11 protein-coding genes are annotated in these 13,910 nt (G+C 61.3%); 3 read left to right on the top strand and 8 right to left on the bottom strand.

Going from position 1 to position 13,910, the window contains the following annotated elements:
- Window positions 1-531: 531 nt before the first annotated feature.
- The gene (locus tag API01S_RS22960) at window positions 532-738 is read right to left on the bottom strand and encodes a cold-shock protein (RefSeq protein ID WP_006216596.1); all 207 of its coding nucleotides are present in this window, start codon (window positions 736-738) and stop codon (window positions 532-534) included.
- Between the two features lie 243 nt (window positions 739-981).
- Window positions 982-2,007, bottom strand: a complete 1,026-nt coding sequence (locus API01S_RS22955; protein ID WP_039882547.1) for an AbrB family transcriptional regulator — start codon at window positions 2,005-2,007, stop codon at window positions 982-984.
- Between the two features lie 115 nt (window positions 2,008-2,122).
- Between API01S_RS22955 and API01S_RS22950 the strand changes: the two genes are divergently transcribed.
- On the top strand, window positions 2,123-3,289 hold the full coding sequence (locus API01S_RS22950) for a pyridoxal phosphate-dependent aminotransferase (RefSeq protein ID WP_061306209.1): 1,167 nt from the start codon (window positions 2,123-2,125) through the stop codon (window positions 3,287-3,289).
- 110 nt (window positions 3,290-3,399) lie between these two features.
- On the opposite strand, the gene API01S_RS22945 is transcribed toward API01S_RS22950, so the two are convergent.
- The 5 genes from API01S_RS22945 to API01S_RS22925 all read right to left on the bottom strand — a co-directional run bounded on the left by API01S_RS22945 (window position 3,400) and on the right by API01S_RS22925 (window position 8,740).
- Window positions 3,400-4,926 (bottom strand): tripartite tricarboxylate transporter permease, encoded by a 1,527-nt coding sequence (locus tag API01S_RS22945; RefSeq protein WP_050728362.1) that lies wholly within the window; start codon window positions 4,924-4,926, stop codon window positions 3,400-3,402.
- Window positions 4,923-5,360, bottom strand: coding sequence for a tripartite tricarboxylate transporter TctB family protein (locus API01S_RS22940; protein WP_006216600.1), 438 nt, complete (start codon window positions 5,358-5,360; stop codon window positions 4,923-4,925). Before API01S_RS22940 ends, API01S_RS22945 begins: the two co-directional genes overlap by 4 nt.
- A gap of 121 nt (window positions 5,361-5,481) precedes the next feature.
- Window positions 5,482-6,429 (bottom strand): Bug family tripartite tricarboxylate transporter substrate binding protein, encoded by a 948-nt coding sequence (locus tag API01S_RS22935; protein ID WP_231689360.1) that lies wholly within the window; start codon window positions 6,427-6,429, stop codon window positions 5,482-5,484.
- Between the two features lie 147 nt (window positions 6,430-6,576).
- Complete coding sequence (locus API01S_RS22930; RefSeq protein WP_061306208.1) at window positions 6,577-8,073, bottom strand: sensor histidine kinase; 1,497 nt, start codon at window positions 8,071-8,073, stop codon at window positions 6,577-6,579.
- Window positions 8,063-8,740, bottom strand: coding sequence for a response regulator (locus API01S_RS22925; RefSeq protein WP_050728359.1), 678 nt, complete (start codon window positions 8,738-8,740; stop codon window positions 8,063-8,065). Before API01S_RS22925 ends, API01S_RS22930 begins: the two co-directional genes overlap by 11 nt.
- 489 nt (window positions 8,741-9,229) lie before the next feature.
- Here API01S_RS22925 and API01S_RS22920 point away from each other — a divergent pair, with 489 nt between their 5' ends.
- On the top strand, window positions 9,230-10,606 hold the full coding sequence (locus tag API01S_RS22920; protein ID WP_061306207.1) for a ClcB-like voltage-gated chloride channel protein: 1,377 nt from the start codon (window positions 9,230-9,232) through the stop codon (window positions 10,604-10,606).
- A 235-nt stretch (window positions 10,607-10,841) separates the two neighbouring features.
- On the opposite strand, the gene mnmE is transcribed toward API01S_RS22920, so the two are convergent.
- Window positions 10,842-12,194 carry a tRNA uridine-5-carboxymethylaminomethyl(34) synthesis GTPase MnmE gene (gene mnmE / locus API01S_RS22915; RefSeq protein ID WP_006216609.1) on the bottom strand — a complete coding sequence of 451 codons (1,353 nt, stop codon included), beginning with the start codon at window positions 12,192-12,194 and terminating at the stop codon, window positions 10,842-10,844.
- Between the two features lie 115 nt (window positions 12,195-12,309).
- On the opposite strand from mnmE, the gene API01S_RS22910 reads away from it, so the two are divergent.
- On the top strand, window positions 12,310-13,896 hold the full coding sequence (locus API01S_RS22910) for an ABC transporter substrate-binding protein (RefSeq protein ID WP_006216611.1): 1,587 nt from the start codon (window positions 12,310-12,312) through the stop codon (window positions 13,894-13,896).
- Window positions 13,897-13,910 lie beyond the last annotated feature (14 nt).

The following is a 13,910-nucleotide window of genomic DNA, read 5'->3' as shown; positions in this document are numbered from 1 at the left end:
ACCCCATTTTTTTGCTTTCGGCGATCAAACCTGTGCATAACCGGGATGGGGATATCTTTGTGAACAACCATCCCCTTCTTCTGACGAAACCGGCATAAAGGCCTCAGAAAGGCGCTTGGCAAAACCCACGTCTACCGGAGCGTCAGCCTCGATAAATCGCCTGGAAGCCTCGATTTCCCCGGGGAAATGCGAAAAATCAGGGGTAAGCACGCGGGGCCAGCTACCGCGGTCAGCTTTAATCTCGCCACACGGATTCACCAAAGGCGAAAACTGAAAATCTGTGCAAAACCCTATAGAAGCGGATGCCCGTGCTTCATTAATGCGCACCAAAAAGCAAGCGCACCAAAATAATTATCCACAGAGTTATCCAAGGGCTGAGAACATGTTAGTGAACACTAACACTCGCGCGATGAGCCCGCATGACGAGCTCGCAAAATATGCACGCCCAAATGAAACAACGCCCCGGATCCGAAGATCTTGGGGCGTTGTAGCCAGGTAGAACCTGGCAGACGGGAAACGGGATTTCCCGATTTAGAGCGGGCGAATTTCGGCCGCTTGAGGTCCTTTCGGACCATCCTTAACTTCGAATTCGACTTCCTGGCCTTCGTTCAGGCTGCGATAGCCGCGGCCCTGGATGGCGGAAAAGTGTGCGAAAACGTCGGTTCCACCAACATCCGGGGTGATGAAACCGTAACCCTTGTCAGCGTTGAACCACTTAACTTTGCCCTTCTGAGCCATTTTCTCTAGCGTCCTGTAATTAAGTCGACATGCAATGAATCAAGGACGCCGTGAGAACTGAACGACCGGTAGAAATACCTGCGTTGCTGCTGTGTTCCCGCTCGTCGCCAAGCAACAGAACGAGTCAGCGCGCTGCTTGAATCAACTGCGGAATCAGCATACTCATCCGGGCTTGGCGGCTCATATTGTTGTTTACCCCAATGTCGCATTTTTCAGACTCGGCACAAGTACCGCCCTGCGAAATTAGCCCTGTCGGCGCGCCAGCAACGCGTAAATCGGCCCCGTTACGATCACCACGAAAACCATGCGCGTAACGTGAAATGCAGTGACCACCGGCACGCCCAGCTGGAGCACTTTGGCGGTGATCGCCATCTCGGCAATACCGCCCGGCGTCGTGCCCAATATCAGCGTGGGAACGGGGGCCGCCGACCAGTAAGACAGCAACGCGCCCAGGCCAAAGGCCATGGCCAGCGCGCCTAGCGTGAAGACCGCCACCACAGCAATGAAACGCGGCGCGGCACGAAAGAAATCCGGCCGATAACGGTCGCCCAGCGACCAGCCGATCAGCAGCTGCCCAACCTTGGGGACATAGTCCGGCAGCGCCGACAGCTCGATGCTGCAAGCGGTCAGCATCATCGCCACCAGCATGGGCCCGAGCACCCATGGATTGGGCAATCGCAGCTTCATGAACGCCAGCCCGCCCAGGCACGTGAGCAGCACCAGGGCGGCCAGGCCCGCCTCATGGACGGTCCGAGGGCCAGGCACCGTCGGGTCCAGGCCGGCCACGCCCCACCACTGAAAGATGAAGGGCACGGTGATAACCACCAGCAGGACACGCACGCTATGCGCCGTCGCCACGCGATCGATGCGCGCGCCGTGGCGTTCCGCCAGGCTGGCCATTTCACTGGCGCCGCCGATTGCCGACGAAAACCAGGCGGTCTTGAAATCGGCGTCCGTATAGCGGCGCAGCATGGCGGTTCCCATGAAAGCCAGGCCCAACGCAAACAACATGCCCACAACAATAGGGCCCGCATTGCTTCCGATATGACCGATCACCTGCGGCGTGAAATACAGGCCCAGCGACGTGCCGATCACCCATTGCCCGCCATTGCGCGCCGGCCTGGGGCAAGCTGTATGCACGCCTGCAATGCGTGTCGCGGCCGTCGCGAGCAGCGCGCCCAGCATCCAGGGCAAAGGCATATGCGCCCATACCGCCAATACTGCGCCCACCAGCGCGATTGATAATCCGCCTGCCACCCTGAACAACATGTTTTGCCGCACGATTCCATCCACGTACTTCGCCAATCGCGAAAAGCGAATTATGAGTTAGTGGGATACTTACGAAAACTCTCTTTCGCCCATTGCGTACTCCTTCGCGTCCACCATGATCCGATCCAAACTTCCCGACGTTGGCACCACCATCTTCACCGTCATGAGCCGTCTGGCCATCGAGCACAAGGCCATCAATCTGGGCCAGGGCTTTCCCGACTTCGATCCCGACCCCGCCTTGTGCGCGCTGGTCACCCAGGCCATGGCGAACGGGCATAACCAATACCCATACATGCCCGGCGTTGCGCCGCTGCGTGAAGCCATTGCGGCGAAGACCCAGGCGCTATACGGCCACGCCTACGATCCGGAAACCGAAATCACCGTGACCAGCGGCGCCACCGAGGCCCTGATGGCCACGGTGCTGGCGGCCGTGGGCAGCGGCGACGAGGTCGTGGTCATCGAACCCTGCTACGACTCCTACCTGCCGGCGATCCGCCTGGCGGGCGGTACAGCCGTGCCCGTGCCCTTGCGCGCGCCGACTGAAGCCGACCCCTACTACCGCATCGACTGGCAGCGTGTGCGCGACGCCATCACGTCCAAGACGCGCCTGCTGATGCTGAACTTCCCGCACAATCCCACCGGCGCCGTGCTCGATGAGGGCGACCTGGACGCCCTGGAGGCGATCGTGCGCGATACCGGTGTACTGCTGGTGTCGGACGAGGTCTACGAACACATCGTGTTTGATGGCGAGCCGCACGCCAGCGTGGCGCGCCGTCCGCTGCTGGCCGAACACGCGTTCGTCATTTCGTCGTTCGGCAAGACCTATCACACGACCGGCTGGAAAATCGGCTATTGCTGCGCGCCGCGCCAACTGAGCGCCGAGCTGCGCAAGGTGCATCAGTTCATGGTGTTCACCGTGCCTTCGCCCATGCAGTTTGCGCTGGCCGAATTCATGCGCGATCCCAAGCCCTACCTGGATCTGCCTGCGTTCTACCAGGCCAAGCGCGATCGCCTGTCGGACGGCTTGGCCAAGACGCGATTCCGTGCCTTGCCCAGTCCCGGTACATTCTTCCTGCTGGCCGACTACAGCCAGATTTCCAAGCAGAACGAAGCCGACTTCGCCCGCGATCTGACGATCAAGCACGGCGTGACCGTGATCCCGGTTTCGGCCTTTTACCGGCAGCCCGACGCGGCCGAATCCAACCATCGGATCGTGCGTTTCTGCTTTGCCAAGAAAGACGCCACATTGGATGCGGCGCTGGAAAGATTGGCTCAGGTCTGAAGGTCAAAAACACAATACGAGTAATTACTCGCGTTGTTCGCAAATAAAAGCCGGGGAGCAATTCAGCGCCCCGGTTTTCGTCATCGCAAAGGCATTCTTTCGCGATGCAATCAAGCCGCGTCCACTGCCACCTTTCGCGCCCGACGAACGCGACGCAGGATTTGCGGGACCACCACCACGGCCACCGCAGCGACCCACATCGACACCGAGACGGGGCTGGCAAACAACACGCGCACATCGCCGTCGGTCATCGACAAGGCGCGCCGCAGATTCTGCTCCATCATGTTGCCCAGCACCACGCCCAGCACCAGTGGCGCCATGGGCACGCCGAACTTGCGCAGGAAATAGCCCAGCGCACCGATCCCCGCCACCAATAGCAGGTCGAACGTGCCGGCGTTGATGGCATAGACGCCGATATAGCTGATGCACAGAATGCCAGGCACCATCAGCCAACCCGGCACCGACAGCACCTTCGAGAACAGGCGCACCAGCGGCACGTTCATGATGAACAGCAGCACGTTGGCCACGAACAGCGAGGCGATCAAGCCCCACACCAGTTCAGGCTTGGTGTCGAACAGCACCGGGCCCGGCGTGATGTTGTAGAGCGTCAGCGCCCCCATCATTACCGCCGTCGTGCCCGAACCTGGCACCCCCAACGTCAGCATCGGCACGAAGGAGCCGATCGCGGACGCGGTGGCGGCGGCTTCCGGCGCGACCAGGCCGCGCATATCGCCGCGCCCGAACTTGGCCTCGGGGTCCTTGGCTTCGATGATGCGCTTTTCCTGCGAGTACGCGACCGCGGCAGCCACGCTCGCCCCTGCGCCCGGCAGCACGCCCACGCCGAACCCAACCAACGCGCTGCGCACAACGCTCCACCACGTGAATGCAAGCTCTTTCAGGTTGAAGATCTTGCGGCCGCTGGGCGCGACTTCGACGCTATGGCCGGCCATCACCTTTTCCAACATCTCCAGCATTTCGCTGACCGCGAACAAGGCAATCACGACCACCACGAAATCTATGCCGTCAGCCAGGTGCACGGAATCAAAGGTGTAGCGATACACGCCCGAATTCGCATCCACGCCCACGACGGAAATCGACAGCCCGATCATCGCCGCCAGCACGCCCTTGATGGGCTGCTTGCCCAGCAGGCTGGTCAGGCAGCAGAAGGCGAAGATCATCAGCACGAAGTACTCGGCGGGACCGAAGGCCAGCGCCCATTTCGCCAATAGCGGGGCCAGCAGGATGATGCCCACCACCGAGACAATCGCACCAAAAAAGGCCGACCACGCCGACAGCGACAGCGCGACGTTGGCCAGGCCCTGGCGCGCCAGCGGATAGCCATCCAGCGTTGTCATGATCGCGCTGGCCTCGCCCGGCACATTCAGCAAGATCGCCGTAATGCGGCCGCCATACTCCGCGCCCACGTAGACGGCAGCCAGCAGGATCAGCGCCGTCTCGGGCGGCAGGTTCATGGCGAAGGCGATCGGAATCAGCATGGCTACGCCGTTCACCGGTCCCAAGCCCGGCAGCACGCCCACCAGCGTGCCGATGAACGATCCGATCATCGCCACCAAGATGTTGGTCAGCGAAAACGCGACGCCAAAGCCGATCGAAAGATGATCAAGAATGCCGCTCATAGCAAAGTCTCCAGCAGGCCGGCAGGCAACACGACGTCCAGCACTTTGTCGAAAAGCAGGAAGAACAACAGGCTCATGACGACGCCGCCGATGGCGCACTTGATCCAGCTGCCTGCGAAGAGGCGTCCCACGAAAATCGTCATCAAGGTCGTGGCGACGACAAACCCCAGCCACTGGAACAGAAAGGCGTAGGCGACGGTAAACGCCATCATCAGCGCGATGCGTCCGTTGGCCCCCGGCGGGTTTGCCGGCACCGTGTGCCCACCTTTGTAGATGAGCCACAGCCCACATAGTCCAATGATGCCCGCCACCAGCAGGGGGAACGCGCGCGGGCCGACGGGCTCGTAGGCGAATGGCGCTTCGATGCCCCACCCTGCCGCTGTCATGAAGGCGGCCAGCGCAAGCGCGCCGATGCCCAGGATTCGATCGTTCATGATCCACTTTTCCGTTATGTGGGAAAGCGCGGGCGTGGCCGCTACCGCGCACCGCTGGCAAGAGCCAGCGGCGCGGAGAGCGCCGCCGGGGCGCGATCCGTAGAAAGGCCTTGCGGCCGGCTTACTTCTTGATCAGGCCGAACGAGTCGGCCAGTTCGCCGTAGACCTTGACCTGGCTCTTGACGTAGGCGTCCAGCTCCGGCCCCGTCTTGTTGAACGGGAACAGGCCCTGTTGCTGACGCAGCTTGTCGAACTCGGGCGATGCGGCCGTTTTGTTGAAGGCGTCGACCCAGAACTTGTAGTCGCTGTCGGACACCTTGGGGCCGACGTAAAAGCCGCGAATGATGGGCCAGACGATGTCATAACCCTGCTCTTTCGCCGTGGGCACCGTGCCCAGCTTGCCGGGCAGGCGCTGGTCGTTGAACACCGCCAGCACGCGTATGGGCGCGCCGCCTTCCAGCATCGTGAAGGCTTCGGCCGCATCGCCCATGTATGCCTGGATATGCCCGCCGCGCAGCGCGGTGACGGCTTCGCCACCGCCTTCGAACGCGACGAAGCGCATCTTTTTGAAGTCCACGCCCGCGGCCTTGGCGGTCAGTGCGGCCTTCATCCAGTCCTGGCTGCCCACGGTGCCGCCGGCGCCCAGCACGATCTTGGTCGGATCCTGCTTGAAGGCGTCCATCAGGCTCTTCAGGTCGGTATAGGGCGAATCGTTGCGCACCACGGCCACGCCGTAGTCAGTGCCGATCCCGGCCAGCCAGCGCACGTCGTCGACGTTGTACTTGCCGAATTTGCCCTGCGCCAGGTTCAGCAGCGAACCGCCCGAGAACGCGACGATGGTGCCGGGCTCGTTGGGGTGCTGCGCCACGATGTTGTTGTACGCCACCGCGCCGATGCCTCCTGGCATGTAGACGATGCGCATGGTGTTCTTGAGCGCGCCGCTTTGCTTCAGGCCCTCGGTCGCCAGGCGGCAGGTCAGGTCGAAGCCGCCGCCGGGCTGGGCCGGCGCGATGCATTCGGGGCGGCGCGGCTCGTCGGCAGCGTGGGCGGCGCCCAGGGACAAGGTCATCGCGCCAAGCGCCGCCAAGGCGGCCAGGCGCAGCTTCAGGCTGGTCTGCATTCTTGCGTCTCCGAGTTTTATAGGTCTTGGTATGGCTGCTGCCTGCACGGGCATCAGCGGACCCTACCGTACAAAACCGAAGCTTTCCAATACCTTTCAATCCGGGCTGTTTTCATGACGCGTCGCAGCATCAGATGCTCGCTGCGGGGAAGCCGTCCGGGAAAACACCAGGGCTGACCGCAGCCCTGTCCTGTCGGGGCGATTCTCCAAAACCAACCTCGCGCCCAGGATCTCAGCGATGGTGCCGACGATGGCCAGGCCCAATCCCGCCCCGGACGTGTTCTTGCCCGCCGCACCGCGCCGAAAACGCACGCAGGCCCGGGCGATGTCTTCCGCCGACATGCCAGGCCCGTCGTCTTCAACCACCAGGCGCGCCTGATCGTCCTGAGTTTCCACCGTCACCGTCACGACTCCGGCGTGCCGGGCATAGCGGATGGCGTTGTCGACCAGATTGGTGATGGCTTCGCGCAGCAGCCACTCCGCCCCGTAGATGCAAACCGGGCGCTCGGCCGCATCCAGGCCGATGTCCAACTGCCGGGCGCGAGCGGCCGGCAGCAAGGTGCGGATGACGGCGTCCGCCAGCTCGACCAGATCCACGGGCTCCGCCGTGTAGCCCCCTTCGGCCAGGGAAGCGTCCTTAGCGCGCGCCAACGCGAGCATTTGGTTGGTGGTGCGTACGGCCCTGTCCAACCCCTCTTGCATCGCCAGGAGGGCTGTACGGACCTCCTGGGGGTCTGTTTCCCGCAGGGCATAGGCGGTCTGGGTCCGCAAAACCGACAAGGGCGTGCGCAATTGGTGCGAGGCGTCGTCCAGGAACTGACTCTGCACCCTCGCCTGGGCCGCAAAACGGGCCATGTGGAGGTTTACAGCCGAAACCAGGGGCAGGACCTCACCTGGCATCTCCGACGCGCTGACGGGGCTTAAATCGTCTCCAGAACGCCCTTCCACTTCTTGTCGCAGTCGGACCAGGGGCCTCAGCGCCATGAAAACGCCCAGGATGATGACCAACACGCTGATCAGGATCACCGCCAGGTCGCGTTCCACGGAGCGCACCAGGACCTGATGCAGGAACGCCTGCCGGCTTTCCAGCCCCTCCGCGACCTGCACGATGATACGGCCCCCTTTGTTTGCGTATAGGGGCGGATCCATGGTTCTCGCCAGCGCGGCGACGCGCACGGGCGCACCCTGGTAGGTCGCGTAGAAAAACTGCGGTTCGCCAGATTTCAGGGCTTGCGCAGGCATGGGCAGGTCTGGATGCCCGATTTCCGCCAGCCCGTCTTCAGTGGCCACCCGGTAGAACACATTGCCATTGGCCGTCAGCTCGAAAAATTCAAGCATCAGGTAAGGCTGCTCCATGGCTAATCCACCGCTGGCTGTGGATATGTTGTGGTCGATCGCGCGCAGCGCGCCAGCGAGCGAGCGATCGTAGGCAATGTCGACCTGGGTGCGCAGCTGGTGGTTCGACAGCCAGAGCGCGCCCATCATCACCAGGACCAGGGTGGGAATCAACCACCAGAGCAACTGCGTTTTCAGCGTGCGATTGCGTTTTTTCGCCGCGAAAAAACCCGTTTTTTTTGGATTTCTAGTTGTCAACAACAGCCTCCAGGCAGTAGCCCATGCCCCGCATGGTCACTATCTGCACACCGGTGTCCGCCAATTTTTTGCGCAGACGGTGAACAAGTACCTCGATGGCTTCCAGGTTGATGTCCACATCGTCGGTGACGATGCGGTCAAGAATCTGCTGTTTGTTGATCGGCTCGCCACTTTTTTGAATCAGGACGCGAAGCACCGCGTGTTCACGTGGGGATAACTGCAAAGTCTGTCCCGAGGCCGTGAATTTCTGAGCCGCAGTTTCAAAAACCAGGTTTCCCAGAGACAAGCGCGGGTGTTCTCTGCCGCGACTGCGCCGGATCAGTGCGATCAATCGCGCTTCCAACTCTTCCACAACAAAGGGTTTTGGCAAGAAATCGTCAGCACCCAGGTGCAGCGTGCCGATTTTTTCTGCCAAAGAATCGCGCGCGGTCAAGACCAACACCGGCGTTCGATCGTCTCGCGCGCGAATTTTTGCCAGCAAGGCATGGCCGTCCATGCCAGGCAATCCCAAATCCAGAACGACGGCGTCGAATTCTTCAACCGCCAACCTTCTTTCGGCGACCAATCCGTCGTCAGCCCATTCCACGACGAAGCCCGCATGTCGGGCCAGGCTTCTTGAAAGCCAGCGAGCAAGTTCGGCTTCGTCTTCTATCAGGAGGATGCGCATGGACGGAGTCCGGGGGGGAGTGGCTGGGCGAAATGGGAAAGCATGTTTGGCTTTTCCTTTATTTCTCTTTATATAAAGACTAATGATTAATAAGGCCTGTGGATAACTACCTTAACCTTGAAATCCTGATTCTTTTCATCAGCTTGCAGCCGTTTTTGCCTGTGCAAGAACTCTGTGTGGGAAAAAAGTTGAAGTTGGACAACATTTCGAGCACCCCCAAAAAGGCCCGCTTGTTCAACATGCCTCCACACAATGTGCACAACCTGGCTACTTAGGAGTTATCCACAGGCCCTTTCCTGCAAACCGGACCGGAAAGCGGCACTTTTACCCCGAAAAACAGCCCTCTGCCTACCCGGTTTTTCGCCCTTGCAGAGGCCCAAAAACGGCCCCAGGCGCTCGCAGGAAATCCACCCCGCGAGGGGGTATGTCGCGCCATTGTTGACGTCGAACTGAACAAAAAGTGAGCAGCTTCCGCCGTAGAATCCGGCCATGGCTACAGAGATCAAAATCAGAAAAAGGCGTTGGTTGAACGGGCTCAGAGACCGTTTTCTTGCCGACAATTTGCCCACAACCCTGTGCGCTGCCGCGCTGATGGGACTGTTCGGCGCGCTGGCCACAGTGGTTTTTCGAGAACTTCTGGCTTGGACCCAGACGATGCTCAGTGGCGCAGATGAGCCGCAGGGCATGGTCTCGCTGGCCCGCGGCCTGGAACCCTGGCAACGGTTCCTGCTTCCCGCCGTCGGGGGCGCGATAGCAGGCGTCATCCTGCAAATGGCCGCGCGCTGGCTGCCCCGCCGGGGCGCGGCGGACTATATGGAAGCCATTTCGATTGGCCGTGGCGTCATAGGATTGCGCCAGACGCTCGCGCGCAGCCTGTCATCCATTTTTTCCATCGGCTCGGGCGCTTCCATTGGCCGTGAAGGGCCGATGGTGCAGCTGGCCGCGATGTTCTCTTCGTTGACCGGGCGATTCCTGTTGCTGCCGCCGCGTCACTTGCGCTTGCTGGTAGCCTGCGGCGCAACGGCCGGGATCACCTCGGCGTACAACGCGCCGATTGCCGGCGCCCTGTTCATTTCGGAAATCGTGTTCGGCGTGATTTCGTCCGCGACGCTGGTACCCTTGGTCGTGTCATCCGTGGTGGCCAACATCGTCACGCGCCAGATCCTGCACTACGACGCGGTGTTCCATATGCCGCATTTTGAATTCGTATCCGGCTGGGAAGTCATCAACTATCTGGGGCTGGGCGTGGCGGCGGGCCTGGTCGCGCCGCAGTTCCTGCGTTTTCTGGACACGGCGCGCAGCGCATTTTCCCGCTTGCCCACACCACTCTGGATCCGCATGGCGCTGGGCGGTTTGATCGTCGGTGCGCTGTCGGTCGTCAACCCGGAGGTCTGGGGAAATGGCTACAGCGTGGTCAACAGCTTGTTGCACACGCAATGGGCATGGCAAGCGGTAGCCGCGATCCTCGTCATGAAAATAATTGCGACCGGCGCAAGCGCGGGCTCCGGCGCGGTGGGCGGCGTATTCACGCCCACGCTGTTCGTGGGGGCGGCGCTGGGTGCGTTGTATGGGACCGGTCTGCAAAACCTGGTTCCGGTGGGAGACCTGTCGCCGGTATCGAGCTACGCCGTGGTGGGAATGGGTGCATTGCTGGCCGCCACCACGCATGCGCCGCTCATGTCGATCCTGATGATTTTCGAAATGACATTAAGCTATGAAGTCATGCTTCCATTGATGCTCGCCTGCATCACGGCTTTCGTGATTGCATCGCGCATACGGCCGGAATCGGTTTACGCGAAGTCATTGGCCAACAACCGCCGAGCGCAAAAAACCGTGGAGAATTCAGCGAAGGATAAAGGTGAGTAATAGCTCACAATTTTCGATTTGGCGAATCATGCTTCGATGCGCTCGCCGTTGACGCGAATCACCGGTTTTCGCCTTTCACCAAATCCACAAAGCCGATCGATCTCTTTCGGGAAATTTGCGTAGGGCCTGCCACGGCTCTCGGCCGCTGAAGCAGACCCTGATACGCCAGAAACCCCTTGTTCATGCAGGTTTCAACGCGCTGGATGGGTGCCGCTGGCACCCATCGAAACCTCGGCTATTTCCCAATACAGAAACTGGAAAAGATCTCCCCCAGCAAATCGTCGCTGGTGAATTTTCCGGTGATGCTGCTCAGGCTTTCATGCGCCAGGCGCAGTTCTTCCGCGAACAGGTCCAGCACCCGGTCGTCCTGGCCGGCATGTTCGCCCGCCAGCGCCAGATGTTCGGCCGCCTGCTGCAACGCGTGCAGATGGCGTTCGCGTGCCAGCCAGGGGGATTCCGCCCCCGGGTTCCAGCCGGCGATGTGCAGCAGCGCGGCGCGCAGAGCGTCCAGGCCTGCGCCGCGCTTGGCCGATATGCCCAATTCGCCCTCGCCCGGCGCGAAAGCTGTGGATAACAGGTCCACCTTGTTGAAAACTTTCAGGACGGGTGTACGCGGCGGCAGTCGCGCGGTGATCTGCGCGTCGAGTTCGTCGCCGGGTTGAGTGGCGTCTTGCAGATGCAAAATAACGTCAGCCCGTTCGATTTCTTGCCAGGTGCGGGCAATCCCGATGCTCTCGACGGTGTCTTCGGTTTCGCGCAATCCGGCCGTGTCCACAATGTGCAATGGCACGCCGTCGATATGGATTTCCTGCACCACTTTGTCGCGCGTCGTGCCCGCGATGGGGGTGACGATGGCGATGTCGTCGCCCGCCAGGGCATTGAGCAGGCTGGATTTGCCCACGTTCGGCTGGCCGGCCAGCACCACGTGCAGGCCCTCGCGCAAGATGACGCCCTGGCGGGCCTGCGCGATCAATTTGGACAGGTCAGCCGTCAACGCGTCCAGGGTCGGACGCGCCTGATATTTTTCAAGGAAGTCGATCTCTTCCTCCGGAAAATCCAGCGTCGCTTCGACCAGCATGCGCAGGTGGATGATGCGGTCCGACAGCTCGTTCACACGTGCCGAAAACTCACCAGACAGGGACGCCATCGCGCCGCGCGCAGCCGCTACCGATGACGCGTCGATCAGGTCCGCGACCGCTTCGGCCTGCGCCAGATCCATGCGGTCATTCAAGAAAGCGCGGCGCGTGAATTCGCCCGGTTCGGCCAGGCGCACGCCCAGGTCGCGGCCGGCGGCCACACAGCTTTCCAGCACACGCCGCAGCACGGCCGGGCCGCCGTGGCCTTGCAGTTCAAGCACGTCTTCACCGGTATAGGAATGCGGCGCCCGGAAGTAGATGGCGATGCCTTCATCAAGCAGTTCGCCATCGCTTGTCTTGAACGGAAGATAGTGCGCGTGACGCGGTGTCAGATCGCGCTGGAAAAGGCGCCGCACCAATTCGGACAGGTCCGCACCAGAAACGCGCACGACGCCGATGCCGCCTCTTCCGGGGGCGGTGGCAATGGCGGCGATGGGGGCGTAAGCGGACATATCTGAGAGGCGGGAGAGCGAGAACAATAGGGGAATATAACTGTTGCGCGGCCCCTTGTTTGCTGGTTAATGTGGCCCCGAGGTTCAAAACCCGAAACAACTCAGGGAGATCACGATGGCATCTCGGTTTTCGCGTGTCTTGGCCTGCGGCTCTGCCGCGGTGATGTTGGCCTTTGGCACATTCAGTTCCGCTATGGCTCGCGATCTGGTGATCGCCCTGAAGACCGAGCCCTCGTCGATGGATCCGCAGTACCACGCGTTGACGCCGAACACGCAAATCTCCCAAACCATTTTCGATACGCTGGTCGCCACCGATGCACAGTTGAAGCCCCAGCCCGCGCTGGCGGAATCCTGGACGGTGGATGGCAAGGTCTGGACCTTCAAGCTACGTCCCAACGTCAAATTCTCGGACGGCACGCCGTTCACCGCCGAAGACGTCGTCTTTACTTATGACCGCGTGCCGAAGGTGCCCAACAGCCCGTCGCCTTTTACGCTGTATCTGGGGTCGGTAGCGAAGACGGAAGTGGTCGATCCCATGACCGTGCGCATCACCACCAAGGAAGTCGCGCCGAACCTGCTGGTGAATCTGGCGCAGTTGCCCATCATGTCGAAGAAGGCCGCGTCCGGCCCGGCCGCCGAAGGCAAGACCACCACCGAATTGAATAGCGGCGATGGCTTGGTCGGCACGGGTCCGTACAAATTTGTGTCCTGGAAGCGCGGCGCGGAATTCGTGCTGGCGCGCAACGACAACTACTGGGGCAAGAAGCCCGAGTGGGACCGCGTGGTATATCGCCCGATTAGCAACGCCGCCGCGCGCGTCGCCGCGCTGCTGGCCGGTGACGTCGACATGATCGAAGATCCCCCCACCGACGATCTGCCCAAGCTCAAGGGCGACAAAAAGCTATACGTCGAAGAGACGCCGTCGGTACGGGTGGTGTATGTCGCCCTGGACCAGTACGCCGAGCCGTCGCCGGGCATTCAGGGCACTGACAAGAACCCCATGAAAGACAAGCGCGTGCGTGAAGCGCTGTCGCTCGCGATCAACCGCGATGCCCTGGTGGAACGCGTGATGGGCGGCGTGGCGCTGCCGGCAGGCAATCTGCTGCCCTATCCGATGTTCGGTTCCAGCAAAGAGCATTCCAAGGCGCCCAAGGCCGACGTCGAAAAGGCCAAGGCCCTGCTCAAAGAAGCCGGCTACCCGAATGGTTTTTCGATCACGCTGGGTTCGCCATCCGGCCGCTACGTGAATGATTCGAAGGTGGCGCAAGCCATCGCATCGATGTGGACGCGCATCGGCGTGAAGACCAGCGTGGATGCGATGGCGCCCCCCGTGTTCTTCAAGAACCGTGACAGCTATTCGTTCTCGGCCTATCTGGCGGGCTGGTCCGTGACCAGCGGCGAAATGTCCAATGCGCTGACCTCCCTGCTGGTGACGCGCAATCCCGAAGCCGGCCTGGGCACCACCAACCGCAGCCGTTATTCCAACCCGAAGATGGACGAGCTGGTCAAAGAGGCCTCATCCACCATGGACGACGCCAAGCGCGCCGCATTGCTGTCCAAGGCCAGCAACATCGCCATGGATGACTACGCCATGCTGCCGGTTCACTTCGAACTGTCCGTGTGGGCGATGAAGGGCGACATCCGCTACCAGGGCCGCCCCGACCAGGTCACGCTTGCGCAGTTTGCAACCTTGAAGAAGTAACGCGCGACGCAGGC

It is taken from the genome of Achromobacter piechaudii NBRC 102461 (genome assembly GCF_001571245.1).
Lineage (GTDB): Bacteria > Pseudomonadota > Gammaproteobacteria > Burkholderiales > Burkholderiaceae_B > Achromobacter > Achromobacter piechaudii.
Note: the sequence above shows the minus strand (reverse complement) of the source record. Positions and strands in the feature narration are given on the sequence as shown.